Source organism: Citrobacter sp. R4 (assembly GCF_026719175.1).
GTDB lineage: Bacteria > Pseudomonadota > Gammaproteobacteria > Enterobacterales > Enterobacteriaceae > Citrobacter_A > Citrobacter_A sedlakii.
On the sequence record NZ_JAPPSU010000017.1, the window covers coordinates 1 to 25,556 of the forward strand.

31 protein-coding genes and 4 tRNA genes are annotated in these 25,556 nt (G+C 53.0%); 18 read left to right on the top strand and 17 right to left on the bottom strand.

What is annotated here, in order from left to right:
* Nucleotides 1-439: DUF6531 domain-containing protein (locus OOJ60_RS22060; RefSeq protein ID WP_268077748.1), on the bottom strand; the 439-nt coding region annotated here is incomplete at its 3' end.
* Between the two features lie 433 nt (nt 440-872).
* Between OOJ60_RS22060 and flhB the strand changes: the two genes are divergently transcribed.
* The 5 genes from flhB (at nt 873) to bglB (ending at nt 7,472) form a co-directional block, all read left to right on the top strand.
* Nucleotides 873-2,021 (top strand): flagellar biosynthesis protein FlhB, encoded by a 1,149-nt coding sequence (gene flhB, locus OOJ60_RS22065; RefSeq protein WP_042283896.1) that lies wholly within the window; start codon nt 873-875, stop codon nt 2,019-2,021.
* Nucleotides 2,014-4,092 carry a flagellar biosynthesis protein FlhA gene (gene flhA / locus OOJ60_RS22070; RefSeq protein WP_042283893.1) on the top strand — a complete coding sequence of 693 codons (2,079 nt, stop codon included), beginning with the start codon at nt 2,014-2,016 and terminating at the stop codon, nt 4,090-4,092. Before flhB ends, flhA begins: the two co-directional genes overlap by 8 nt.
* Entirely contained in the window at nt 4,092-4,484 is a 393-nt protein-coding gene (flhE, locus tag OOJ60_RS22075) for a flagellar protein FlhE (RefSeq protein WP_042283891.1), read from the top strand. Before flhA ends, flhE begins: the two co-directional genes overlap by 1 nt.
* 260 nt (nt 4,485-4,744) lie before the next feature.
* On the top strand, nt 4,745-6,328 hold the full coding sequence (locus OOJ60_RS22080; RefSeq protein WP_042283888.1) for an MFS transporter: 1,584 nt from the start codon (nt 4,745-4,747) through the stop codon (nt 6,326-6,328).
* Nucleotides 6,329-6,332: 4 nt separating this feature from the next.
* A complete protein-coding gene (gene bglB, locus OOJ60_RS22085) occupies nt 6,333-7,472 on the top strand; it encodes a beta-galactosidase BglB (protein ID WP_205613273.1) in 1,140 nt (379 codons plus the stop codon).
* Between the two features lie 85 nt (nt 7,473-7,557).
* On the opposite strand, the gene argS is transcribed toward bglB, so the two are convergent.
* Nucleotides 7,558-9,291: an arginine--tRNA ligase gene (argS, locus tag OOJ60_RS22090; RefSeq protein ID WP_042283881.1), complete on the bottom strand. Its 1,734-nt coding sequence runs from the start codon at nt 9,289-9,291 to the stop codon at nt 7,558-7,560.
* 238 nt (nt 9,292-9,529) lie between these two features.
* Here argS and OOJ60_RS22095 point away from each other — a divergent pair, with 238 nt between their 5' ends.
* Together OOJ60_RS22095 and cutC are read left to right on the top strand one after the other, a co-directional pair.
* Nucleotides 9,530-10,096 carry a VOC family protein gene (locus OOJ60_RS22095; protein ID WP_060571378.1) on the top strand — a complete coding sequence of 189 codons (567 nt, stop codon included), beginning with the start codon at nt 9,530-9,532 and terminating at the stop codon, nt 10,094-10,096.
* Between the two features lie 2 nt (nt 10,097-10,098).
* Nucleotides 10,099-10,845, top strand: a complete 747-nt coding sequence (cutC, locus tag OOJ60_RS22100) for a copper homeostasis protein CutC (protein WP_042283875.1) — start codon at nt 10,099-10,101, stop codon at nt 10,843-10,845.
* 192 nt (nt 10,846-11,037) lie between these two features.
* On the opposite strand, the gene cmoB is transcribed toward cutC, so the two are convergent.
* The 15 genes from cmoB to OOJ60_RS22175 all read right to left on the bottom strand — a co-directional run bounded on the left by cmoB (nt 11,038) and on the right by OOJ60_RS22175 (nt 19,778).
* Complete coding sequence (cmoB, locus tag OOJ60_RS22105; protein WP_205613274.1) at nt 11,038-12,006, bottom strand: tRNA 5-methoxyuridine(34)/uridine 5-oxyacetic acid(34) synthase CmoB; 969 nt, start codon at nt 12,004-12,006, stop codon at nt 11,038-11,040.
* Nucleotides 12,003-12,746, bottom strand: a complete 744-nt coding sequence (gene cmoA / locus OOJ60_RS22110) for a carboxy-S-adenosyl-L-methionine synthase CmoA (protein WP_042283870.1) — start codon at nt 12,744-12,746, stop codon at nt 12,003-12,005. Before cmoA ends, cmoB begins: the two co-directional genes overlap by 4 nt.
* Before the next feature lie 40 nt (nt 12,747-12,786).
* The gene (locus OOJ60_RS22115; protein ID WP_042283868.1) at nt 12,787-13,182 is read right to left on the bottom strand and encodes an MAPEG family protein; all 396 of its coding nucleotides are present in this window, start codon (nt 13,180-13,182) and stop codon (nt 12,787-12,789) included.
* Nucleotides 13,183-13,231: 49 nt separating this feature from the next.
* On the bottom strand, nt 13,232-14,005 hold the full coding sequence (locus OOJ60_RS22120) for a DUF72 domain-containing protein (protein WP_205613275.1): 774 nt from the start codon (nt 14,003-14,005) through the stop codon (nt 13,232-13,234).
* Nucleotides 13,984-15,297, bottom strand: coding sequence for a tyrosine-type recombinase/integrase (locus OOJ60_RS22125; RefSeq protein WP_205613238.1), 1,314 nt, complete (start codon nt 15,295-15,297; stop codon nt 13,984-13,986). Before OOJ60_RS22125 ends, OOJ60_RS22120 begins: the two co-directional genes overlap by 22 nt.
* A 55-nt stretch (nt 15,298-15,352) precedes the next feature.
* Entirely contained in the window at nt 15,353-15,589 is a 237-nt protein-coding gene (locus OOJ60_RS22130) for an excisionase family protein (RefSeq protein WP_058685154.1), read from the bottom strand.
* Nucleotides 15,590-15,631: 42 nt separating this feature from the next.
* Nucleotides 15,632-16,459 carry an SPFH domain-containing protein gene (locus tag OOJ60_RS22135; RefSeq protein WP_058662942.1) on the bottom strand — a complete coding sequence of 276 codons (828 nt, stop codon included), beginning with the start codon at nt 16,457-16,459 and terminating at the stop codon, nt 15,632-15,634.
* Nucleotides 16,456-16,650, bottom strand: a complete 195-nt coding sequence (locus tag OOJ60_RS22140; RefSeq protein ID WP_045339075.1) for a hypothetical protein — start codon at nt 16,648-16,650, stop codon at nt 16,456-16,458. The genes OOJ60_RS22135 and OOJ60_RS22140 overlap by 4 nt, the downstream gene beginning before the upstream one ends.
* On the bottom strand, nt 16,650-17,057 hold the full coding sequence (locus OOJ60_RS22145) for a hypothetical protein (RefSeq protein WP_199016988.1): 408 nt from the start codon (nt 17,055-17,057) through the stop codon (nt 16,650-16,652). Before OOJ60_RS22145 ends, OOJ60_RS22140 begins: the two co-directional genes overlap by 1 nt.
* On the bottom strand, nt 17,054-17,293 hold the full coding sequence (locus OOJ60_RS24920; RefSeq protein ID WP_419095430.1) for a ParE family toxin-like protein: 240 nt from the start codon (nt 17,291-17,293) through the stop codon (nt 17,054-17,056). Before OOJ60_RS24920 ends, OOJ60_RS22145 begins: the two co-directional genes overlap by 4 nt.
* Entirely contained in the window at nt 17,247-17,657 is a 411-nt protein-coding gene (locus OOJ60_RS22155; RefSeq protein ID WP_032650068.1) for a hypothetical protein, read from the bottom strand. The genes OOJ60_RS24920 and OOJ60_RS22155 overlap by 47 nt, the downstream gene beginning before the upstream one ends.
* Entirely contained in the window at nt 17,638-17,841 is a 204-nt protein-coding gene (locus tag OOJ60_RS22160) for a hypothetical protein (RefSeq protein WP_016240231.1), read from the bottom strand. The genes OOJ60_RS22155 and OOJ60_RS22160 overlap by 20 nt, the downstream gene beginning before the upstream one ends.
* Nucleotides 17,842-18,033: 192 nt before the next feature.
* Nucleotides 18,034-18,456, bottom strand: coding sequence for a hypothetical protein (locus tag OOJ60_RS22165; protein ID WP_197377765.1), 423 nt, complete (start codon nt 18,454-18,456; stop codon nt 18,034-18,036).
* A complete protein-coding gene (locus tag OOJ60_RS22170; protein WP_017384395.1) occupies nt 18,456-18,656 on the bottom strand; it encodes a hypothetical protein in 201 nt (66 codons plus the stop codon). The genes OOJ60_RS22165 and OOJ60_RS22170 overlap by 1 nt, the downstream gene beginning before the upstream one ends.
* A 414-nt stretch (nt 18,657-19,070) precedes the next feature.
* Nucleotides 19,071-19,778 (bottom strand): XRE family transcriptional regulator, encoded by a 708-nt coding sequence (locus OOJ60_RS22175; RefSeq protein WP_017384394.1) that lies wholly within the window; start codon nt 19,776-19,778, stop codon nt 19,071-19,073.
* 114 nt (nt 19,779-19,892) lie between these two features.
* Between OOJ60_RS22175 and OOJ60_RS22180 the strand changes: the two genes are divergently transcribed.
* The 11 genes from OOJ60_RS22180 to OOJ60_RS22230 all read left to right on the top strand — a co-directional run bounded on the left by OOJ60_RS22180 (nt 19,893) and on the right by OOJ60_RS22230 (nt 25,554).
* Nucleotides 19,893-20,111, top strand: a complete 219-nt coding sequence (locus tag OOJ60_RS22180; protein WP_032645228.1) for a transcriptional regulator — start codon at nt 19,893-19,895, stop codon at nt 20,109-20,111.
* A 1-nt stretch (nt 20,112) separates the two neighbouring features.
* A complete protein-coding gene (locus OOJ60_RS22185; protein ID WP_000019788.1) occupies nt 20,113-20,310 on the top strand; it encodes a DUF4222 domain-containing protein in 198 nt (65 codons plus the stop codon).
* Nucleotides 20,307-21,239, top strand: a complete 933-nt coding sequence (locus tag OOJ60_RS22190) for a hypothetical protein (RefSeq protein ID WP_000064516.1) — start codon at nt 20,307-20,309, stop codon at nt 21,237-21,239. The genes OOJ60_RS22185 and OOJ60_RS22190 overlap by 4 nt, the downstream gene beginning before the upstream one ends.
* Nucleotides 21,240-21,346: 107 nt before the next feature.
* A complete protein-coding gene (locus OOJ60_RS22195) occupies nt 21,347-23,218 on the top strand; it encodes a toprim domain-containing protein (RefSeq protein ID WP_047051618.1) in 1,872 nt (623 codons plus the stop codon).
* A 3-nt stretch (nt 23,219-23,221) separates the two neighbouring features.
* Nucleotides 23,222-24,004 (top strand): antitermination protein, encoded by a 783-nt coding sequence (locus OOJ60_RS22200; RefSeq protein WP_205613240.1) that lies wholly within the window; start codon nt 23,222-23,224, stop codon nt 24,002-24,004.
* Nucleotides 24,005-24,148: 144 nt separating this feature from the next.
* Nucleotides 24,149-24,223: transfer RNA gene (locus OOJ60_RS22205), tRNA-Asn, on the top strand.
* A 5-nt stretch (nt 24,224-24,228) separates the two neighbouring features.
* A tRNA-Gly gene (locus OOJ60_RS22210) sits at nt 24,229-24,303 on the top strand.
* 5 nt (nt 24,304-24,308) lie between these two features.
* Nucleotides 24,309-24,383 (top strand) — tRNA-Thr (locus OOJ60_RS22215).
* Between the two features lie 2 nt (nt 24,384-24,385).
* Nucleotides 24,386-24,461: transfer RNA gene (locus OOJ60_RS22220), tRNA-Arg, on the top strand.
* A gap of 419 nt (nt 24,462-24,880) precedes the next feature.
* Entirely contained in the window at nt 24,881-25,282 is a 402-nt protein-coding gene (locus tag OOJ60_RS22225; RefSeq protein WP_001514183.1) for a putative holin, read from the top strand.
* Nucleotides 25,279-25,554, top strand: coding sequence for a phage holin family protein (locus OOJ60_RS22230; protein ID WP_001514184.1), 276 nt, complete (start codon nt 25,279-25,281; stop codon nt 25,552-25,554). The genes OOJ60_RS22225 and OOJ60_RS22230 overlap by 4 nt, the downstream gene beginning before the upstream one ends.
* The last annotated feature ends 2 nt before the right edge of the window (nt 25,555-25,556 follow it).

Sequence of the window (25,556 nt, forward strand, 5' to 3'; positions counted from 1 at the left end):
CCACGCCGCCACGGGCCAGCCAGAACGACTCACTGCGGCTGAAGGCGGTTTCTCCGGGCATCAGCGGCTCAAAGTGAATACTGCGCCCGCCGTTATCGTTGAGAATAAGTTCCTCATCGCGAAGCTGTAAGCGGATATCGAAAGGGGCTTTCCAGCCGGGGCCGAATATGCCCGACGGCGCAGGGGTTTTCGTCCGGTAGCTACTGTATGCGCGGGTGAGCATAAACGGCAACGGTCCCGGCAGCGCAATATCGGTCTCGCCGGGCAGGACTTTAGCCCCCAGCAGCGGGTTCACCGGGCTGCCGGAGGTTCTGCCGCCGGGACACACCGAGCAGGCCACGCCGGTGGGCGCGCCGATAAACACGCCCGTAGAGCCCTGAACGATGGGCCCGCCGTACTTCGTCATGTCGCTCATGCGGGCAGCCGGTTTTCCGGTCATTCACAAATCCTTTTGCCGTAATCCTGATTTCAACAGAGTAGGGTAAAAATAATCTGGAGCAGTTAAAGGTAATTTGTAAGAGAGCTATTTGATACGGATCATCCAAAGGGAATGAAAAATGAAATTAATGCATATTTTTCAATTGGTTAATAATGGTTGTTTATAAGTACGCTGCAATAATTTAATTCAGTGATACCAAATGCCTTATTAGCTGTTTCAGAACTTTGGAAGTCTGTTTCTGTCAGTGTTGCCTCGTTGCGTTACCTGTAAGTAAGAGCACGGGTACCTGGAGCCTTCATGAAAAAGCTGCGCATAATATTTTGAGTGTACACTTAACGGCATAAACCCGACCTTTTTTGCCGTTTACTCTGCCCATTGGCGGCAGGCGCTTCTGGCATCATTCTCGCTCATAAGCCCATCCAGGATCTGATGCGTGTCTGAAGAGAACGACGACAAAACAGAAGCCCCCACACCCCACCGACTGGAAAAAGCGCGGGAGGAAGGGCAAATCCCCCGATCCCGGGAGCTGACTTCTCTGCTGATTTTGTTAGTGGGGGTCTGCATTCTCTGGATTGGCGGCGCGTCGTTGGCAAGGCGCCTGTCGGGAATGCTGTCGGCGGGGCTGCGATTTGATCACAGCATGGTCAATGACCCCAATCTGATCCTCGGGCAAATCATCCTGTTAATAAAAGAAGCGATGATCGCGCTGCTGCCGCTTATCACCGGCGTGGTGCTGGTGGCGCTGATCTCGCCGGTGCTACTCGGCGGGCTGGTGTTCAGCGGCAAATCGCTACAGCCGAAATTTTCCAAACTTAACCCGCTGCCGGGCATTAAGCGTATGTTCTCCGCGCAGACCGGCGCGGAGTTGCTGAAGGCGATACTGAAATCGTCGCTGGTGGGCGGCGTGACAGCGCTTTATTTGTGGCATAAGTGGCCGGAGATGATGCGCCTGATGGCGGAATCGCCGATTACGGCGATGGGTAACGCGCTGGATCTCGTCGGACTCTGCGCATTGCTGGTGGTGCTCGGTGTGATCCCGATGGTCGCCTTTGACGTGATCTTTCAGATCTTCAGTCACCTGAAAAAGCTGCGCATGTCGCGTCAGGACATCCGCGATGAATTCAAACAGAACGAAGGCGACCCGCACGTGAAAGGGCGTATCCGTCAGATGCAGCGAGCGGCGGCGCGCCAGCGCATGATGAGCGACGTACCCAAAGCGGATGTCATTGTCACCAACCCCACCCACTATTCGGTGGCGTTACAGTATGACGAAAACAAAATGAGCGCGCCGAAAGTGCTCGCCAAAGGGGCGGGACTGGTGGCGCTGCGCATTCGCGAGATTGGCGCGGAAAACAAAATCCCCACGCTTGAAGCGCCGCCGCTGGCGCGAGCGCTCTATCGCCATGCTGAAATTGGTCAGCAAATACCCGGTCAACTGTACGCCGCCGTGGCGGAAGTGCTGGCCTGGGTCTGGCAGCTTAAACGCTGGCGTCTTGCTGGCGGGGAACGTCCACCACAACCTGCAAATCTTCCGGTGCCTGAGTCACTGGATTTTATGAACGAGAAGACTACCGATGGCTAATCTGGTCGCGATGTTGCGCCTGCCCAACAACATGAAAACCACGCAATGGCAGATCCTTGCCGGGCCGATCCTCATCCTGTTAATTCTGTCGATGATGGTACTGCCGCTACCCGCGTTTATCCTCGACCTACTGTTTACCTTTAACATTGCGCTGTCGATCATGGTGTTACTGGTGGCGATGTTTACCCAGCGTACGCTGGAGTTCGCCGCCTTCCCGACCATCCTGCTGTTCACTACCTTACTGCGTCTGGCGCTGAACGTGGCGTCCACCCGTATCATTCTGATGGAAGGACACACCGGCGCGGCGGCGGCAGGGAAGGTGGTCGAAGCGTTCGGGCATTTCCTGGTGGGGGGCAATTTCGCCATTGGGATCGTGGTGTTCGTCATTCTGGTCATCATCAACTTTATGGTGATTACCAAGGGCGCCGGGCGTATCGCTGAGGTTGGCGCGCGCTTCGTGCTCGACGGCATGCCGGGTAAACAGATGGCGATTGACGCCGACCTCAACGCCGGACTGATTGGCGAAGATGAAGCGAAAAAACGTCGCGCCGAAGTGACCCAGGAAGCGGACTTCTATGGTTCTATGGACGGGGCGAGTAAATTCGTTCGCGGCGATGCCATCGCCGGTATTTTGATCATGGTGATCAACGTGGTCGGCGGTCTGCTGGTCGGTGTGTTGCAGCATGGCATGAGCATGGGCGATGCGGCGGAAAGTTATACGTTGCTGACTATCGGTGACGGCCTGGTGGCGCAGATCCCGGCGCTGGTCATTTCGACCGCCGCAGGCGTGATCGTCACCCGCGTCAGTACCGATCAGGACGTGGGCGAGCAGATGGTGGGGCAGCTTTTCAGCAATCCCAGCGTCATGCTGCTCAGCGCAGGGGTTCTGGGCCTGCTCGGGCTGGTGCCGGGCATGCCAAACCTCGTTTTCCTGTTGTTTACGGCGGCGCTGTTGGGGCTGGCCTGGTGGATCCGTGGCCGGGAACAAAAGGCGCCCAGCGAACCGCAACCCGTTAAAATGCCGGAAAACAATTCGGTGGTGGAAGCGACGTGGAACGACGTCCAGCTTGAAGATTCGCTCGGTATGGAGGTGGGCTACCGCCTGATTCCGATGGTCGATTTCCAGCAGGATGGCGAGTTGCTCGGGCGCATCCGCAGTATCCGCAAGAAATTCGCGCAGGACATGGGCTTCCTGCCGCCAGTGGTGCACATTCGCGACAATATGGATCTGCAACCGGCGCACTATCGTATTCTGATGAAAGGGGTGGAGATTGGCAGCGGCGACGCGTATCCGGGGCGCTGGCTGGCAATCAACCCGGGAACCGCGGCGGGTACGCTGCCAGGCGAGCAAACCGTGGATCCGGCGTTTGGCCTGGATGCAATCTGGATCGAAAGCGCGCTGAAAGAACAGGCGCAGATCCAGGGCTTTACGGTGGTGGAAGCCAGTACCGTCGTGGCGACGCACCTCAACCATTTGATCGGCAAATATGCCGCCGAACTGTTTGGCCGTCAGGAAGCGCAGCAGTTGTTGGATCGCGTTTCCCAGGAGATGCCGAAACTGACCGAAGATTTGGTCCCCGGCGTGGTCACCCTGACCACGCTGCATAAAGTGCTGCAGAATCTGCTGGATGAAAAAGTGCCGATCCGCGATATGCGCACCATTCTTGAAACGCTGGCGGAACATGCGCCGCTGCAAAATGATCCCCATGAACTTACCGCCGTGGTGCGCGTGGCGCTGGGGCGCGCAATTACACAGCAGTGGTTCCCCGGTAGCGATGAAGTCAGCGTTATTGGCCTGGATACGGCGCTCGAACGCTTGTTGTTGCAGGCGTTGCAGGGCGGCGGCGGTCTGGAGCCTGGGCTGGCCGATCGCCTGCTGGCGCAAACGCAAGAGGCGCTGTCTCGTCAGGAGATGCTTGGCGCGCCGCCAGTGTTGTTGGTCAACCATGCGCTGCGCCCATTGCTGTCGCGCTTTCTGCGTCGCAGTCTGCCGCAGCTGGTCGTCCTGTCGAACATGGAGCTTTCCGACAATCGTAACATTCGCATGACCGCAACCATTGGAGGTAAATAATGCGCAGACTTCTTTGGCTGTTGCTGTTCCCGCTGGCGGCGCAGGCCGCCGGGGAAGGCGCATGGCAGGCCAGCAGCATCGGCATTACCTTAAACCATCGCGGTGAATCCGCCTCCTCGGCGCCGCTTTCCGCTGGTCAGCCGGTGTCCGGGCTGATGACCCTGGTGGCCTGGCGTTATGAGCTGAATGGCCCGACGCCTGCCGGTTTGCGGGTGCGCTTATGCTCCCAGTCGCGCTGCGTCGAGCTTGATGGACAAAGTGGGACAACCACCGCTTTTAGCAACGTGCCCGCCGTGGAGCCGCTGCGTTTTATCTGGGAAGTACCCGGTGGCGGCCGTCTGATTCCCGCCCTAAAAGTACAGCGCAATCAGGTAATTGTGAACTACCGCTAACGGTTATTTCCTCATCAGGCGGCAACGTAATTTGCTGCCTGACTCGCATTTTTGGCCCCCTCTTTTGATTCAAAAGAAACGCTGTTTTATAAATCGGTGACACGCGTTGCCGGTCTCTTTGCGTTTTTGCCATTTCGCCAGGACAGGTGGCAAAAACGAAAAGGTATCCCGCCTGGTAAGCTTTTACTGTAGCCGTGTAAGTACTCCCTCTGGCGTAGCCACAGGTCGGAGTCCCCCAACTGATTGCAGGGTTAACGGCAATGAAAACACGTAAAATTGGATTGGCGAATTATTTAGCCTACGGTTCAGGCGATTTTTTAGGTGCAGGCACCACGGCGCTCACAGCCGCCTGGTTACTGTATTTTTATACGACGTTTTGCGGTCTTTCGCCCATCGAGGCGACGTTTATCTTTGCGGCGGCGAGGGTGCTGGACGCAGTCGTCAGCCCACTGATGGGCTTTCTGACGGACAACTTCGGCTCAACATGGCTGGGTAAACGCTTTGGCCGCCGTAAATTCTTTATTTTGCTGGGGATCCCATGTGTCTTTAGCTACTCATTAATGTGGGTGGGGGATATGGGGTTCTGGTACTACCTGCTGACCTACCTGATTTTCGATATCGTCTACACCATGATCCTGGTGCCATATGAAACGCTGGTGCCGGAAATGACCGATGATTTCAAACAGAAAACCAAATTTTCCGGCGCGCGTATTTCCATGGCGCAGATGTCCGCGATCCTCGCTTCCTTCCTGCCGGGTATCCTGTTGACCGCGTTTGGCAAAGACAACCCCATCTCCTTTTTCTACGCCAGCCTGGTGTTCTCAGTGCTGTGCGCCCTGATGCTGACGTTCGTCTGGTTCTTCACCTGGGAGCGTCCACGCGAGGAATGGACGGAAGCAGCGCTACGCGCGGAAGAAGAGAAAAAGAGCCTGACGTTCAGCCAGAGCATGCGCCGCCTGTTTGTTGAGCTGAGCTCTACGTTGCGGATTAAAATTTTCCGCCAGCATCTCGGCATGTATCTGGGCGGCTACATCGCGCAGGATGTTTTCAACGCCGTCTTTACCTATTACGTGGTGTTCGTCCTGATGCAGGAAGCGTCGATGGCGTCAAACCTGCTTGGCACCATGGCGATTTTCCAGTTTATCGCGGTTATCGGCATGATCCCGCTGTGCATCCGCTTCGGACCTGCGCCTTCTTACCGGATGGTGGTGGTGCTGTTTGGTCTTAGCTCACTCTCGTATGCCCTGCTGTATTACGCCGGATTAAGCGATATTTATTCCCTGTTGCTGCTGGTGTCCGCCATTGCTGGTCTGGGGCGTGGGGGGATTAACTATGTGCCGTGGAACACCTACACCTACATTGCCGATGTGGATGAAGTGATTACCGGTCAGCGTCGTGAAGGGATCTTCGCCGGGATCATGACCCTGACGCGCAAAGCCTCACAGGCTGGAGCGGTCATGCTGGTCGGGATTGTCATGCAGACGTCTGGTTTCGTTTCCGGACAAAGCACCCAGCCGGAGGCGGTCAGCCACACCATACTGTTAATCCTCAGCTGCGGTACGCTGCTGGTGCTGGCCTGCGGTTTCCTGGTCTCTCTGCGTTTTAAACTGAATTTGCAAACCCACAGCACGCTACGCGAAGAAACAGCGAAAATGCGTGAGTCGGGCCGGGCGATGCCGGAGAACATCACGCCGCAGGCGCGCGCCACCGTCGAGATGCTGTCGGGTCTGCCGTATGAATCACTTTGGGGTAACAACAATATTGGTTACCTGAATCGTAATAAACCTGCTGCACCCTCGCTCAAGCGGGCAGCAACGTTGAATTCGACTTATAACAGAGGTTAGAGATATGAAAGTTTGGCCCGTCAAACATAGCGCGTTACTACGACAGCCGGAGCGTTTTATCTCCCGGGAAGAGCTGAAGGGTTTGATTCAGACGGTGACGAACAATCTGGTCAACATCAAGGACGAGACTGGCCAATTCCTGCTACGCCTGGATGACGGACGTGTGATTGACACAAAAGGGTGGGCAGGATGGGAATGGACGCACGGCGTCGGTCTGTATGGAATGTATCAGTATTATCAGCAGACCGGTGATGAGTCGATGCGCGACATTATCGACAATTGGTTCGCCGACCGCTTTGCGGAAGGCGCCACTACCAAGAACGTAAACACCATGGCGCCGTTCTTAACGCTGGCGTATCGCTATGAAGAGACGCGTAATCCGGTGTACCTGCCCTGGCTGGACAGCTGGGCGGAATGGGCGATGAATGAAATGCCGCGTACCGACCATGGCGGAATGCAGCATATCACGCTGGCGGAAGAGAACCACCAGCAGATGTGGGACGATACGCTGATGATGACGGTGTTACCGCTGGCGAAAATTGGCAAGTTGCTCAACCGGCCGGAATATGTCGAAGAGGCAACCTATCAGTTCCTGCTACACGTGCAAAACCTGATGGACAGGGAAACCGGCCTGTGGTTCCACGGCTGGAATTATGACGGGCACCATAACTTTGCCAACGCCCGCTGGGCGCGCGGCAACAGCTGGTTGACCATTGTGATCCCGGATTTCCTGGAACTGGTCGATCTGCCGGAAAACAATGCGGTGCGTCGTTATCTGGTGCAGGTTCTGAAGGCGCAAATCGCCGCGCTGGCAAAATGCCAGGATGAAAGCGGACTGTGGCATACGTTGCTGGACGATCCGCAGTCCTACCTGGAAGCGTCTGCGACCGCGGGTTTTGCCTACGGCATACTGAAAGCGGTACGTAAACGTTATGTTGGCGCGGAATATGCCGGGGTTGCGGAAAAAGCCATTCGCGGCATTGTGCAGAATATCTCGCCGGAAGGGGAGTTGTTGCAGACCTCCTTCGGGACCGGAATGGGCAGCAATCTCGATTTCTATCGTGCGATCCCGCTCACCTCTATGCCGTATGGCCAGGCGATGGCGATGCTGTGCCTGACGGAATATCTGCGGAAATATTTCTGATTCAGAAGTAAAAACAAAACCCGGCGATAGCCGGGTTTATTCTGCTGGTAACCTTTTATTTTGCCAGCGTCATTCTCGTAAGGAATTACATCCGCTCTACGGTTTCGATACCCAGCGTATCGAGACCCAGCTTCAGGGTTTTAGCGGTCAGCAGCGCCAGTTTTAGCCGGCTGTTGCGCACATCGTCGTTCTCTGCGCTCAGAATCGGGCAATGTTCGTAGAAACCGGAGAACAGACCTGCGACATCATACAGATACGCGCACATGACGTGTGGCGTCCCTTCACGCGCGACAACGGTCAGCGTCTCTTCAAACTGCAACAGACGCGCGGCCAGCTGCGCTTCGCGATCTTCGCTAAGCACCACTCTCGCGCTGGCAAGGGCGCGCTCATCCAGACCAGATTTACGGAACACCGACAGTACGCGGGTATAGGCATACTGCATATACGGCGCAGTGTTACCCTCAAAGGCCAGCATGTTGTCCCAGTCAAAGATATAGTCGGTGGTGCGGTTTTTCGACAGATCGGCGTATTTCACCGCACCGATACCGACGGCGTTCGCCAGTTTTTCCAGCTCGTCGGCGGGCATATCCGGGTTCTTTTCCGCCACCAGACGGCGGGCGCGCTCAAGCGCTTCATCCAACAGATCGGCCAGCTTGACGGTGCCGCCAGCGCGGGTTTTGAACGGCTTGCCGTCTTTACCCAACATCATGCCGAACATGTGGTGCTCCAGCGGGACGGAATCCGGAACGTAGCCCGCTTTACGGACGATAGTCCATGCTTGCATCAGATGCTGATGCTGACGGGAGTCGATGTAATACAGCACGCGGTCAGCATGCAGGGTCTCATAACGGTATTTGGCGCAGGCGATATCCGTGGTGGTGTACAAATAACCGCCATCTTTCTTCTGAATGATAACCCCCATCGGTTCGCCTTCCTTGTTTTTATACTCATCAAGGAATACCACGGTGGCGCCTTCGCTTTCGACGGCCAGACCTTTGGCTTTCAGATCGGCCACGATGCCCGGCAGCATGGGGTTGTACAGGCTTTCACCCATCACATCATCGCGGGTCAGCGTGACGTTCAGGCGATCGTAGGTGATCTGGTTCTGCGACATGGTGATGTCGACCAGCTTGCGCCACATTTGCAGGAAATAGTCGTCGCCGCCCTGCAGTTTTACCACGTAGCTGCGCGCGCGCTCGGCAAAGGCTTCATCTTCGTCGTAGTGTTTTTTGGCTTCGCGATAAAAACCTTCGAGGTCTGCCAGCGCCATTTCACCGGCGTTTTCCTGTTGCTGTTTTTCCAGATAAGCGATCAGCATCCCGAACTGAGTGCCCCAGTCGCCTACGTGGTTCGCACGAATCACATGATGACCAAGAAACTCAAGGGTACGCACCGCGGCGTCGCCGATGATGGTGGAACGCAGGTGGCCGACATGCATCTCTTTCGCGACATTTGGCGCGGAGTAATCGACCACCACGGTCTGTTTCTCCGGCTTCGCTACGCCGAGGCGATCTGAGGTCAGCGCTTGCTCCACGCTTTCAGCGAGAAACGCGGGGTCGAGGAAAATATTAATAAAGCCCGGGCCAGCGATTTCAACCTTACTGGCGATACCGCTGAGATCCAGATGAGTCAGCACCTGCTCGGCCAGTTGTCGCGGCGCCATGCCCAGTTTTTTCGCCACCGCCATCATGCCGTTGGCCTGATAGTCGCCGAACTGTACTTTTGCTGACTGACGAACCTGCGGTTCGCAATCCGCAGGCGCGCCTGCGGCAATCATGGCCTGACTGACTTTTTCTGAGAGAAGAGCCTGAATATTCACCTGAATACCTTACGTTGATGAAGCGGGTTGAAATTTACCGCCGCAGTTTAAGAATCAAGGGCGGGAGTATACTGCAAATGGCCCCTTGCGTCAGCACTGCGCGGCCTGAACAATGTGCAGAAAATAAGCGATAAAAGCGTGCATAACCATGCATTCGGCAAATCCCGCAATCTGCGGTTGGTTGTGTCGGACCAACAGAGTAAATTAGCGGCTTTGAAACCTGTTAAGAGCTGACATTATGGCGAACTGGCAAACCCTCGACGAACTGCATGATATTTCCGCCGACCTCCCGCGATTCACGCGGGCGTTCACGGAACTTTCCACTCGCCTCGGTCTGGATATTACGCCGCTTGATGCCGACCATATCTCTTTGCGTTGTCATCAAAACGCCACTGCGGAACGCTGGCGGCGAGGCTTTGAACAATGCGGCAAACTGTTGTCGGAAAATATCATCAATGGCCGACCAATTTGTCTGTTTAAACTGGATGAGCCCGTCTGCGTCGCGCACTGGGCATTTAGCGTTGTTGAGCTGCCCTGGCCGGGCGATAAGCGCTATCCCCACGAAGGATGGGAGCATATCGAAATCGTTTTGCCGGGAGAGCCGGATACCCTGAACGCGCGTGCGTTGGCGCTGCTCGCCGATGACGGACTGAGCCAGCCGGGGATTGTCGTTAAAACCAGTTCGCCGAAAGGCGCGCATGAGCGTCTACCGAATCCGACTCTGGCGGTTACCGACGGTCACGTCACCGTTAAATTCCACCCGTGGTCAATTGAAGCGATCGTGGCAAGCGAACAGCAGGAGTGACAATGGCATTACTTGAGATCTGTTGTTACAGCATGGAATGCGCGCGCATCGCGCAGCAAAACGGCGCGGATCGTATTGAGCTTTGCGCCGCGCCGAAAGAAGGGGGCTTAACGCCTTCGCTGGGCGTGCTGAGTACGGTTCGCCAACAGGTGACGATCCCTGTTCATCCTATCATCCGTCCGCGCGGCGGCGATTTTTGTTATTCCGCAGGGGAGTTCGCCGCCATGCTTGAAGACGTGCGACAGGTGAGGGAGATGGGATTCCCGGGGCTGGTGATCGGTGTGCTGGATGCGGACGGCCACGTCGACATGCCGCGCATGCAGCAAATTATGCAGGCGGCAGGGCCGCTGGCCGTGACATTTCATCGCGCCTTCGACATGTGTGCTAATCCATTAAAAGCACTTAACAATCTCGCGGAACTGGGCGTCGCCAGAGTGCTGACTTCGGGACAAAAATCAGATGCGGCGCAAGGTTTATCAATAATTTTGGAACTTATTGCCCACGCCGATGTTCCAATCATTATGGCCGGAGCAGGGGTTCGTGCAGCAAATCTGCAGCGTTTCCTCGATGCCGGGGTACGGGAAGTACACAGCTCAGCCGGAACGACACAGCCCTCGCCGATGCGTTATCGCAATCCAGGGTTGTCAATGTCAGCCGATAAGCAGGCGGACGAATACTCCCGCTATGTGGTTGACGGCGCCGCGGTTGCTGAAATGAAAGGAATCATTGCTCGCCATCAGGCCAAATGATTTTTACCGTTGCATCATGTCGCCCAATATGATGCTTGCTCGTACCAGGCCCCTGCCATTAACAGGGGCCTTTTTTTCTCCTGCATATTTCAGGCTGCCGCTGTGTTGGCCGCCTTGCTGCAACCTGAACTATTTTGGCGAAAACATGCTACGAGTAGGCCGGGTAAGGCGTAGACGCCACCCGGCAAAATACTACGGCTTCGTGGCAATCAACACCGCACGCATCGGCGCCGGATAGCCTTCCACGGTTTTGCTGTGGTCGGTTGGGTCGAGGAACTGCTCCAGCGATTCGGTGATCATCCAGTCGGTGCGGCGCTGCTCTTCTGTGGTGGTGACGCAGACGTCAGCGATGCGTACGTCGACAAAACCACACTTCTCTAACCAGTTTTTCAACGCCAGCGCAGACGGAATAAAGTAGACATTGCGCATCTGCGCGTAGCGATCGCCCGGTACCAGCACGGTGTTCTCGTCACCGTCGACCACCAGCGTTTCCAGCACCAGTTCACCGTCTTTCACCAGCTGATCTTTTAACTGCCAGAGATGCTCCAGCGGCGAGCGGCGATGATACAGCACGCCCATGGAAAAGACGGTATCGAAGGCGTTAAGCGCGGGCAACTGCTCAATACCGAGCGGCAGCAGGTGGGCGCGCTGATCGTTGCCCAGCAGTTTACGAACCGCTTCGAACTGGCACAGGAACAGCTGCGTCGGGTCAATGCCGACTGCCAGATGCGCGCCTGCGCCAATCATGCGCCACATGTGATAACCGCTGCCGCAGCCCACGTCGAGAATAGTCCGCCCGGTCAGGTCGGACAGGTGCGGCAGAACGCGATCCCATTTCCAGTCTGAACGCCACTCGGTGTCAATGTTCACGCCATACAAAGAGAATGGACCTTTGCGCCATGGCATCAGGTTGCGCAGCAGGGTATCGATACGCTTGAGCTGGCCCGGGGTAAGCGGTGTTTCGCTTTCTGCCGTAACGCTGTGCAGCAGATCCAGCCGGTCAGGCGTCAGGGCCGGAAGAAACGCCACCGCGTTGGCCCATTGCTTATACAGGCCGTGCTGTTCGCGCTGCCAGGCGGCAAGCTGCGCGGGCAAGGTTTCCAGCCAGTGGGAAAGCGCGTTTTTGGCAATCAGTTGATAAAAGTTACCAAAGTCGATCATGCCGGAACCTCAGCTTTCAGCGCCACCAGGGAACCAAAGTTAAAGCACTGGAACCAGAGTTCACTGTGTTCGAAACCCGCCTGGCGCAGACGCGCCTTATGGGTTTCGACCGAGTCGGTGAGCATCACGTTTTCCAGCATGCTGCGCTTCTGGCTGATCTCCAGCTCGCTGTAGCCATTCGCGCGCTTAAAGTCATGGTGCATGTTAAACAGCAACTCGCCGACTTTCGCATCTTCGAAGCTGAATTTTTCCGACAGCACCAGCGCGCCGCCCGGCATCAGCCCCTGGTAAATCTTATCCAACAACGCCTGGCGCTCAACTGGCGCAAGGAATTGCAGGGTAAAATTCAGCACCACCATTGAGGCATTTTCGATGGCGATGGTGCGGATGTCGCCCTCCACCACATCCACAGGCGTCGGCGCTTTATACGCGTCAATATGACGGCGACAGCGTTCAATCATTGCCGGAGAGTTGTCGACGGCGATGATTTTGCAATTTTGATGTTGAATATTACGCCGCACAGAGAGCGTCGCCGCGCCAAGAGAGCAGCCCAGGTCGTAAACCTGCGTGTCAGGCTGCACAAAACGTTCGGCGAGCATGCCAATCATCGAAATGATATTGGAATAGCCGGGAACGGAGCGCTGGATCATATCCGGGAAGACTTCAGCTACCCGTTCATCAAAGGTCCAGTCGCCCAGACTGGCGATTGGCGCAGAAAAAAGCGTGTCGCGGTGAGACATAACGTAAAAATCCGGGAAAAATAAAGGGGCGTATTGTGCGCTAATGCAGGGAGAAAACCAACTCCCACGGCATATACCACAGGTTCGCCAGCACCATTAGCAACAGCGCGCACCAGGTGGCGCTCATGCCTGACCGACGCCAGCGGAACAGCCGCTGATGGAAACCGTAGTAATGCATCAGCCGACCGGCAAGTAGAATGATGCCGCACAGGTGCACCATCCACGTTTCTGCGCCGTTCATTTCCATAAACAGCAGGAGCACCATCGCGATCGGAATATATTCTACCGCATTGCCATGGATACGAATGGCGCTCTGCAGTTCGCTAAAACCACCGTCGCCATAGGCAACGCGATACTGCATTCGCAGACGGACGACATCAAATGAAAACTTAATTAACAGCAACGCACCTAATACGGCATATAGCGCGCTTACCATACAATGTCCCTTTTTGGCAGATGGCACGCCCTTATGATAGGGGGCAATTTCAGAAAAGAGAAGATTGCTGTGGGATGGAGGGTGCTGATCCGATCACTGGCAACACCGCGCGCAAATCTTCCCACAGGGTGTCGACCAGCTCCGGCGCCTGCGCGATATCCGGGGTGTGCAAAAAAAGATACGGCGTGGTGGTTTGCTCCCAGCGTGGCAGTTTCGTCAGCCAGTCGGCGAAAAACGATTGATTCTGCGCCATATCATCGCTGCCGATGAATCTCACCATCGGAGTGTTTGCCGTCACCAGCGCATGAACCGGCACTTTCGGCTTCTTGCGTTGGGCGTCGCGTATGGCTTCGGTGTGCGGGCGCGCCGCGTGGACCGGTCGGCTGTCGAGAATAACCCGGTTTACGCCGCGCTGATGCAGACCGCTGTTCAGCAACTGTTCCGCGTCGCCTTTGGCGAAAAATTCCGGATGACGAACCTCGACGCCGTAAGTGAAGCCCTTTGGCAGCGCGTCGAGAAACGACCAGAGGGCAGGAAGGTCCTGTGGGCCAAAGGTCGCGGGAAGCTGCAGCCAGTACTGCCCGATGCGCGTCTCCAGCGGGGACAGGCGGCTAAAAAACGCATGCGCCAGATCATCACAGTGGCGAAGAGCCGCCTGATGCGAAATGGTCGCCGGAAACTTAAAGCAGAAGCGAAAATCATCCGTGGTTTGCGCGTACCAGCGTTCGACAATCTCCGCCCTGGGAAGCGCGTACAGGGTGGTATTGCCCTCCACGCAATTAACATGTCGGGCGTTATTAACTAACTTACTGATTTCAATAATGCTCTGGCGGTGCTAGGTATGCTTTGGGGCATCTGTGGGGCAAAATCCGCGAGCCTCTGATTCAGCATTGCGATCTGCTCACTACTGCTGTCTGCCATCCACGCACCGTATACGTTGAAGACCATCTGGGCGCTCGCATGGCCCATCTGACTGGCAATGAAGCTGGGGTTAGCGCCAGCTGACAGTGACCAGCATGCATACGTGTGACGCGACTGATATGCTTTCCTGTGCCTTATCCCTGCTCGCTTCATCGCTGCGTCCCATAAATCACCTATCGAGTCGACTTTGTAGATGACCCCCACCTGCTGACATCTTCTGACCAGTTGAGGGTTGAAAACAAATGTACACTCGTGGCTCTCAGTTCTGCCGTATTCGCGCAGCTGAACATCGATCTGATGTTTTTTTCCAAACCTGGTCATTTCCGCCTGATTCCTCAGGACGCTGATCGCAGGCTGAATGAGGTGTATCACTCTGTTGGTACTGGCCTCAGTTTTCGGTAGAGTGAATTCACCCAGTTTTGTATAATTGCGCCTGATTGTTATTGTTCCAGCTTCAAGATCGATATCCTCCCAGGCCAGGGAGGTCAGCTCTCCATGACGGACCCCTGTGTATACTGCTAGTGACCACAGGTTTTTCGTCTGCTGATGCCGGCATGCATCAATCAGGCGAATAAATTCGTCACGAGTTAGCGGATCTGGCTCTGCCCTGGCTTTTTTAAGAGGCTTGATCCCGTCGAATGGGTTCGCCTCTAAGTAACCGTGATCTGCGGCAAACTGAAACATTCCGGCAATAGTTGTCATGTAATAATTTACGGTGACAACACTTCTTCCCTTTGCCGGGACCTTCCCCTTCATTGGCATCTGGTGACCAGTCAGTAAATCTTTCCTGATATACAGTAATTCCTCTTTAGTCACCGCCGACACCAGCCGATTACCCCCGATCCTTGGTACCATATTCCTTGCGACTGACTCATAACGGTTGAGTGCGTTCGCGCAGATTTCCATTCTCTTCAGATCCAGCCACTTTTCGGTAAGCTCTGAAACTGTAATTTCTTTCTTACCCACCCCAAATGTCTTGAGGTTAGGGGAGTCCGGAAACTGTGCCGCGTACTCAAATGTGCCTGTTCTGATGGCAAAACATACCGATGTCCGCAGTTCTCCGGCGATCTTCCTGTTCTTAGCGGTGTCAGGGACACCGAGGCTCTCCCTGACACGCTTACCTTTGAAATTAAACCAGATGCGCAATGTGCCACCGTGGTTTTCGACGCCTGTTGGATATGTAACTTTATCCATTGATTCCTCCAGACGCCCAAGAGCGATATGAGATTACCTTTTTCATGGCCTCAGATCACCCAGGCTGTTTGTTTTTCATTGAGGCGACCCATGCATCGACCGCTTTACGGTTGTACATGCACTCGCTGGAAGGTTTCGGATTTCCGTCAGGTGAAACATGCACATATTCCCGCCCAACCAGCCAGCATTCTTTTCTGGCCCGGAGGATGGTTCCGGGCTTGAGCCCGGTAACCGCAATCAGAACCTTTTCGCTAACCCAGTCATTAGGTACCAGAAGAACAACTTCGCTCATGATTATCCCTCAGATAGCCCGGCATTCAGCCGGGCAGGTGGATTATTTAACCTGAATAAATGGAGTACTTGCGCCACTGGTCATGTACTGAGGCAGAGTGCCATTCCATTTGTTGATGGCCTCCAGTTGCAGAACTTCCGGGTTCTCCCGCATGGCCTGTCCACGGATCTGGATAGACTTTGCTTCTGCTTCCGCCAGCTTCAGTTTTGCATCCGCCTGGCCATCTGCCTCAGCGCGCAACATATTGGCTTCAGCTTCTCGTTGTTTCACTTCCTGCTCACGTTGCAGGGTCTTCTGGTTGGCGGTGACTTTTGCGTTGATGCTGTCGATGACTGTCGGCGGATACTCAGGACGGCCGACGTAAGAAAGACTGATAACCTGGATTCCTACCGGCCCCATGTCTGACTGGATCTCTTTCAGAGCGTTTTCAAGCAGCTCAGCTTTCCCGCCGTCAATGAACTTATCGGTGCTCATGCGGCTTGCGAGACGATTAAGGGCGTCAGCAATCTTTTGGCGCAAATCAGTGTCGGTGATGTCGTCCACACCTTTGCGATAGGTCTGGAAGACCGTCGTCACTTTGGTCGGATCAACTTTATAGGCGACGCCGATGTGATAGCCGATAGTTGTTCCGTCACTCATCTGGAAGTTGAAAGCATCGTCGTAGGTCTTCATCTGTTTGAAGGTAGGGAAGATATAAACCTCAGTGTTCCAGCCAGTCCAATAGCGGCCCACGCCTACCACTTCGCCGACACCTTTGTCGTCACCCAACTTATTAACCTTAATACCCACGTTGCCGGGTTCGACTCGATCGCAACCTACAAGACCGATTGCAGAGAGCGCGATAATTGAAGCCATAATTGTTTTTTTCATTTTTTTTCCTTCGTTACGGTAACTACAAGACCCTTACAAATGGCGTAGATGCACGGCGGGGTCAGAATCGCCAGGGCAAAGCCGGATATAACTGCCGTCGTGTCCTTCATCGAAATTAGGATCGGAACGAACAGCCCATAAACGCTGGCGACAATCACCACCGATAAAACAACACGTAAGTAAGCAACCATCAGCTGATCCCTTCTGGTTTGCTGGCCTGTAGCTCTGCTTGCTCTTTCACGTACCGGTCGTGCATGGCGTCCCATTTCGCCAGCCATTTTTGTGCTGCGCGCTTGCGTTCCAGAATTCGCCGAATACGCCGCATGCATCGGGCATGTGCAAAAAGATATTCCTGTGTGTGCTGGCCCATTCGATTGACGAGCACACCGTTGCTGAATACAGGCTCGTCTGGTTCGTTGGTATTCAAGCCGGCGCGGTGAAAAGTTTTGGTCACCATGTAGTGAGCAAGATTGCTGATCGCCGCACTCCTGCTGAGAAAACGGCGCGAGTAGCCGTGTCGTGATACGACGTAAACAGGCTGCATATCTTTAGCAAAGGCACTATCAATTGAGGTTGAGCTGATGCGTTTATCTTTCATTTCCGATCCTTAACTTTTGAATAACGCTCATGGGACATTACTTCCCAGTTCTTACCGCCATCGCGGGAGAGTAGCCGCCAGCGGTGGTTAACCTTGAGGCTCAAATTCCCGGAGCCGTGCATACGGCAAGGGTGAATGCGCCTTGCCCTGAACTGGCTTAAAACGTGTACCGCTTTGAGGTGAACCCACTCAGGAATTCGTATCGCTGTAAGTGCCATCAGATCCCCCCATTTCATGACCCTCCGTTTTCGGAGCCTCCACTTTTTGTTTTTTGACGAACTCAACCAGCTCAGAAATGAGCTCGTCGATTAACTCCTTCCCGCTATCCGTAAGGAATTCACCGCTGCCATTAACATCAACAGCGCTGCTGTAAATTCCCTTGATAGCTTTTACGCCTTCGACATTCCCGTACTCACTGATCGCAAGCCTTTCGAATTTTCTCAATAATCCATCGAGAAGAATCTCTGTTAACTCGACCGTGTTAATGCCGCCTTTATTGAGCTTAATAACAAGGCAGTTACTGCCTGTTTTACGCTGGTGGCGTAATAACGCTGCTTTTAAAATTCGGCGTCGGTAGGTTTCAATTACGTTGTTTTTCACGACGTTCAAACTCCGAATCCATCCACATTGAAACCTGAGCCGACAAGTCAAGGCAGAGGCCAGACAGAGAAATTATTTGCTCGATATCCATATCAATAATATTGGAGTTAATTAATTCCATTAATTGATACAGGTTATCTGCTGTGTTTTTTGCGGTTTCTAGAGAGCTGTCTTTACTGAGCATATTCAGACCCCGTAAGCTTTGCGCATGAAAAGGTTAGAGATATGGCGGTATTCCTCACCATAGGTCGCGAAGAAAAGCCGTGCTGTTAAATACGCAGATTTATCTTTGATGAATGTCATTTTTAACCTAATCCTGTTTTCAGGTTGCAGGAAGCCACACCAGTGAAGGTGTTATTTGTTTTATTGTTTAGCGTTACTTATTGAATTCGATCTTGTCCGCTTTAGAGCTAATAATGCTCTGCATTTCATCCAGTTTTTGGGAGACGAGACTTAAAACCCCAATTGCGTTTGATTCTGTTGGTATATCATCCATTGAATTATAAACGGCAAGCTTACAATCGCCGATATCACAAGCCCAAGAGTTAAGTTGATTAGCTAGCGATGTTAGCGACTCTAATTTTTGTCCCCGTTGACATTCAGCTCCAGCATGGATGCTAAGTTGCTCCACATACTCGTAAGCAGTTTGGCTGGTCTTTAGCATAGAACGAATCAGGCAGGCAATTGTGTTATCGGCTTCCGGTGAAAATTCATTTATGCGGTAAATAACCTCCAGTAACGAAGCATTCTCAGTGATTTCCGCAGCAATATCATTTAGCATTTCGATTGGATTTTTCATTATCGTTTATCCCATTCATTTTTATGGGCCTCGTTTGCATAGTTGCAGACAAACGCGAGAAGAATGTCGCTAATTTCTCTATACTCGTCATCATCAACCGCCGATAACAAACTAGCTGCTTCAACAATCAAGGACATATTCTTGAAGGCATCACAAGGATGGATGGACAACCCCTTAAATGTTTTTATCTTCTGAGACATTTTCTATCACCTCTGAGTTGATTTGATAGAATGATGATAGAGCCTGCTATTGGCCTTTGCAATAGGTATTGCTATTTAAATTGCTATTGATTTTTATGTCATTGATATCAAAAATAAAAAAAATATATTGCTGATGTGTTTGTAACAGCACGGTAGAAATAATTGTCCTTTAGACAGTGATCTACCAATACATGAGATATCGGGAGTTGGAGCATCGAAGCTTGAGAATAAAATGGACTGTGAAAGGGCGAGATACTCGCAGAGAGAAAGAGGGTAGGAGTTCCGATCAGGTAGTCGCCCGCCTGGTTGACTGGTGGTTACTATTGTGGGGGCACATAGAAAACCCGGCGCACTGGCCGGGTTAAGAATCTACTCAGCTTGTTATGCGTAAGTTTTTATTTTCATTTGCATTATTCACCCATGCTTCCTGTAGGTCTGCGGCATGCTGCCGATCACCTTTCCGAAGATGAAAATTTTGTTCATCTCTTCCTTCTCGATTGGGTCCCATGGTAGATAGGTATGGTTGTCAGAGATAACTAAGAGTTTGTCTTTCATCTTTTGTAAGCGCTTAACATGCGATGTGTCATCGTAGATGAACGCGTATATACCGTCGCCATCGAAATGCTGAACGCTGATATCGACGAAGAGTAAGTCCCCTGGCTCTATGGTGCCAGACATGCTATCACCTCGAACGTTGATGATGCGTATCTGCTCCTGTTTCCGGCCATTAAACATTTGACGAGCATCTTCAACTGAGTATTCCACGGAGCGCAGCACCTCCACGAATTCGCTGTTAATTATGCCCGGGCCAGCACTTACGGTAAGGTCGAGTACGTCAACTCTGAAGATGGCTGGATCTTTTTTGTTATTCATCGGTGGGGGTGGTTGTTGGTCGTCACCCCTCATTGGTCCAGTACCGTTTGATAGCCACTCCGAACGAACACCCAGGGCATTAGCTATTTCAACGATTTTAGTTGTGCCTCTAGCATTTCCAGATGTTATTCGCCATATGGTTGGTTGTGCCATATTCGCCGCTTTGGCTAACTGACCCTGGCTCATGCCCATCTCATGCATTGCGTAGTTAAGTCTGTCAGCTAGCGTCTTAAGTGTTCTCTCTTGCATATTTATAGCCTCCGCTATCACATTCTAGTCAAGCATGATAAACAAGTCTATTGCTCATTCCAATAGCAATTGCTATCATAATTTCGATAGCAACTGAACGGGATTAGCAAAAAAATGAAATCAGCAATTGAAAGAGCTATTGATGCTGCTGGAGGAGTAAATGCTCTAGCTCGCGCTATAGGTGTAAAACAACCCTCTGTCTCTCGCTGGAGAAAGGTTGGTGTTGTTGGGGTGGAACATGTGCCTGATGTTGCGGCCTTTACTGGGATTCCCGCCCATGAACTGAGACCTGACAAACCAAAATTATTCCCTCACCCGGGCAATGAGGTGTGATATGTCGCACTCGATCACTACCGAAAACCAAGTTAAGCCATTGGATATCGATTATCGCGATCCGCGCGGTGTGATTGTGCATGTCACCGGCTGGAATCGGGATAAACAGCAGGTGTACTTCACCAGGCAGAATTATCCGCATGAATGCATGCAGCCTGTCTGGAAGTTTCAAAATTATTTCAGGAGGGTTGTGGAGTGAGCAATTTCTTACAGCTCGTTGATCGTCCAATAGCCTTTCAACGGTCCTTCGTTCGCCTTGGCGTGGGTATTACAGGTGCATTGCTATTGTCACAGATTGTCTATTGGCAGAACCGCATGGAAGGGAATTGGTTCTACAAAACCCAGACAGATCTCGAAGAAGAGACTGGATTAACGCGTTACGAACAAGAGGGAGCGCGTAAAAAGCTGGTTTCCTGTGGCGTACTGGAAGAAGCAAAACGTGGCATCCCAGCAAAATTATATTTCAGAGTAAACCAGGAGCGCTTGGAAGAACTTCTACTTGGCGAAAACCAGCATGCAGGTATGGGGAAAACCAACAAACAAGGATGCGGAATTTCCGCAAACAGTGATGCGGAAAACCAGCATGCAGGTATGGGGAAAACCAACGAGCAGTCATGTGGAAATTCCGCATCCATTCATACAGTAGATTACCAGGAGACTACACAGAAGATTAATACAGAGAATAAATATCTTGGTGCATCGGCTGAAGCCGACACACCGAAAGTGAAATCTTCAACTGATTATTCTCCTGCATTTGAAGAAGCCTGGCAGGCATACCCAAAACGTAGCGGTGGAAATAACAAGCTAAGCGCATTCAAAGCCTGGAACGCACGTATTAAACAGGGCGTAAAACCAGAGACGATGCTGGAAGGGGTTAAGCGCTACGCAGCTTTCATGGCCTCTGAGGGAAAGATCGGTACTTCGTTCGTCAAGCAGGCGGCGACGTTCTTCGGGCCGGATAAACATTTCGATGAACCGTGGCTGGTAGAGACCCAGGAAAACAAAGTCCCTACCCGACAAGACCAGTCTCGCTACGAGTGGTACGCAAAGTCTGATGACGGCTCTGCCGAGGTGTTTATCAATCAGTCAGCGATCGATCGCATGAACCGTGGCGGGTATCGCCCATGAAAATACTCCTCAAGCGTGTGCTGGTGGCCGGATATAACCACGGCGTTCTGTGCGAGGGATTTGTGAGATGGTTTTTTGTTAAATTCGATTTACGGAGTTTGTGAGTTATGAGCCCAGCTGAACTATCAGAAAAACTATGGGATAACGCTGAACGCGTCGCTAAGTTTCTCCTTCCGAAAGGACATCTGGAGGGGAAGGAGTGGTGTGCTGGCAATACGAACGGTGACTCAGGCAAAAGCCTCAAGGTCAATATCGGCGGTAAAAAATCATGGGCTGACTTTGCCAGCGGTGACAGCGGTGACCTGCTGGATCTCTGGGTGTTGGTTCGTAACTGCCAGCTGCATGATGCAATGCGAGAGGCGAAAGAGTTTCTTGGCCTGAAAGATGACGACCACCACTTCGAAGCGAAGAAAAAACTGTTCTCTCGTCCGACGAAAAAGGGCGTTAAATCGGCCAGCAAATGCTATGACTACCTTGCTTCACGTGGAATTACCCGTGAAACAGCCGATCGCTTTAAGGTAACAGACGCGGTGGTCTGGTATCACGACGAAAGCCGCGAGGTACCAGCAGTGGCATTCCCGTACATCCGGAATGGTGAACTGCTACAGGTAAAACGTATTGGAACCGAAAGGCCAAACGGCAAAAAACTGATTATGGCTGAAGCTGATTGCGAACCATGTCTGTTTGGCTGGCAGGCTCTGGATAAAAACACCCGCCTGGTAGTTCTGTGCGAAGGTGAGATTGATTGCATGACCTTTACGCAGCTTGGCTATGATGCCCTGTCTGTTCCCTTTGGCGGTGGCAAAGGGGCCAAACAGCAGTGGATTGAATATGAATACCATAACCTCGATCGCTTCCAGGAAATTTGGCTGTGCCTGGACAACGACAATGTAGGCCGTGAAGCTGCAAAAGAAATCGCCAGACGTCTTGGGGAACATCGTTGCCGCATGGTTGAACTTCCCCACAAAGATATCAACGATTGCCTGATGAACGGCATGGACAGCGACTCCATTCTGGAATACATGGAGCGCGCCAAATTCTTCGATCCCGATGAGCTTTGCTCAGCAGGGGACTTGCTTCAGGAAACTATCGAGGCATTCGAACATCGGGATACCGGTCTGTTTACAAGCCCATGGGCTTCGCTGAACAACAACTTTAAGTTCCGTGCCGGTGAACTGACCCTCGTTAATGGCGTTAATGGGCATGGAAAAACAGAGCTCGTTGGACATATCGCGATTGATGCGATGAGTCAGGGCGTCAGGACGTGTATTGCTTCTCTGGAGCTTAAACCAGGCAAAATGCTTGCCCGACTCACGCGGCAAACCATCTGCACTTCCTCACCGAAACGTGAAGAAATCATTATGACCAACGAATGGTTTTCTGACCGCCTTTGGGTATTCAAACTTACCGGAACTGCCAAAGCAGACCGGCTTCTTGAGATTTTTGCCTATGCCCGGCGTCGCTATGGCATTGAGCTGTTCGTCATAGATAACCTGGCTAAATGTGGCTTAGACGAAGAAGACTACACAGGTCAGAAGGACTTCATCGATACGCTGTGCGACTTCAAGAACGAGCATAACTGTCACGTCCTGCTGGTTACCCACGCCAGAAAAACAAACGACTCCGCTCCAACAGGAAAGATGGACGTAAAAGGCACTGGCGCCTTAACCGACATGCCCGACAACGTTATGGCCGTCTGGCGCAACATTCCCCGTGAGCTGGCGCAGAGAAAAGCGGATCGTATGGGTTATGAGAGCCTCGACAAAGACGAACAGGCCGCGATCAATCTCCCCGCCTCAATGATTCGTTTGTTGAAGCAACGAGAAGGCGAAGGGTGGATCGGTGACATCGGAGCTAATTTCGACTCTCGCTCTCACCAGTTCCTGGAAGGCGAGAAAAAACCATTTAACTACCTGGTCGGTAAGCCGCAAAGCGAGCTTGATCTCGAGTGGGAAGCCAGCAACGTAACGAGGGTTTGAGATATGGAACTTGAAGCATCACTAAAACACTTTAGCCCTCAGGGTATGCACATCAGCGACGACGTGAAAGGAACCTCTCCGGATCGCCTCACCGGCACTGATGTTATGGCGGCGATTGGCACCACCAGCAGCCGTGCGCGCTTCGGCCTGGCGGCGTTCTTCGGTAAAGCGGGAATCAGCAAAACGGATGAACAGCTCGCAGTTCAGGCGCTGGCGCGATATGCGATGGATGTCGCACCGAAGAATGTTCGCAAAGCAGCTGGTGGCCAGTTCGGATGGTGTATGCAGATGTTGGCACAATTTGCCTTTGCTGATTACTCACGTTCAGCGGCTACCAGCGTGACGTGTCACAGTTGCAGTGGTACCGGGTTTATCTCCAGGAATGAGGATGTGGTTAAACATCCTGGTATTTTCGACGCCGACGGTGCTGAAGTAGTTGCCCCGAAGATTAAAAATGAGCTGGTGAATAGGGTTTGCGGAACATGCGGAGGAAAGAAAGTGATCCTTGCGCGGTGCAGATGCGGCGGTAAAGGTGAAGTGCTGGATCGCAAAGCGACCAAAGAACGTGGCGCACCGGTTTTCAAAACGTGTGAACGTTGCTCTGGTAATGGCTTCTCTGCCATCTCCTCGGCGACGGTACACCGTGCCATTCTGAAGCGTCTCCCGGAGCTCCATCAGTCCTCATGGTCACGCAACTGGAAACCCTTTTATGAAATGCTGGTGGACACGCTGCGCCAGGGGGAGCGTCACGCGGCAGTAGAATTTGAGAAGGCAACAACTTATTAATATGATCGGAGCAAATGGCGACACTTTTTTGCACGTTAGTGTTGACTTTGCATACAACTGTCCTGTATGCTTCTGATTATGGAGTATAACGCCTGTAGATAATTAACTTCGAAAAGCCCGCCACGTTGCGGGTTTTTTATTTCAGGGTCAGAAGCACAGCGGTTGTGCGTTCGGCTGTTAACCGAATGGTCGAAGGTTCGAATCATTCCTGTCCCGCCAATTCTGCATCTGTCGTAGTTTGGGAATTACGTCTGGCTTCCAACCAGAAGATGCGGGTTCGATCCCCGCCAGATGCTCCAAATTCGCCGGTCTAGTTCAGTGGCAGAACGGCAGCCTTGTAAGCTGCGCGTCAGAGGTTCGATTCCTTTGCCCGGCACCAATTTGCCTGTAGCTCAGAGGAAAGAGCAACCGCCTTCTAAGCGGTTGGTCGCTGGTTCGAATCCAGCCAGGCGAGCCATATACCATGTGATGATTCTGCCGGTGCAATTCCGGCGGCGTCTGCTCCACGAAACGCAGCGTACAACAGGAAAGGGCGCTCTCCCTTATGGGGCTTGGCTTAAATGCACCGAGCGCCCTTTCCGTTGTGGTGTAACTCAATTACCGCTTGCGGGTTGAATGGGTAGAGTAACGCATCAACTGGATCACTCCAGCGGGTTAGGCATGATGCTGATGCCGGTCCCGAGTATCGGTTCGAGTCCGATCGCCACACACAGAACCCACTACCTGGGACCCTTCGGCCAGAGAGCCGGCATTGCCTTACCCTCACATTGCCAGCCTGTCGCTGGCTTTTTTATTTTCAGGCTCCGGGAACCATCATCGACACGCCTACTTGTTAAATCGTCCCGAGGGCCTGAACCAACTACACACGGAATAAATATGTCTGAGACCTTCACTATCGTAGGCGTTGGTCTTACATCGTCATCAGTCGGTGTAACCTTTGCCACGCTGTTTCCGGAGGCGACTCCAGCAGTGATGCTCGGATCACTCGCCGGAACTGCGCTATACGTTCTGACCTCAGATCCCCATCAACTCTGGAAGCAGGCTATCTTTGCGCTGATATCGTTTATCAGTGGTGTGTTCTTCTCCGTACCCATGGCGAAAATCATGGCCGGAATCATCAACACGCCGTTAAGCCTGATGAAGCCACCGGCCAGCATTGAGGTATCGCCAGCTGTCGGTGCAATTGTCACTGCTTCCATTTCCGTGGCAGTCCTGCTGCGTATTCTCCGCAAATCCAAAAGCGGGAAGATGCCGGGGCTGGGGGAGGAAGATAAATGACATGGCAGCTTCTTCTTATGGATGCAAACGCCATAGTTTGCCTGTTAATCATGGTCAGGCTGATGTTTTTCCGGAAGGAGGGAAAGCGTCATCGCCTGAGTGTCGCGGTACTGGCCTATCTGGTCATCCTTGCCGCCGGATTCAACGCCTTCAACATTCTGCTCGGCCACTACGTACAGGTTAACCTCGGCGATCTGCTGCTTAACTCCGTCATCTGCATGGCGGTGTGGCTGGCTCGCGGGAACCTGGCGAAGGTCGTCATTACGGAATAGCC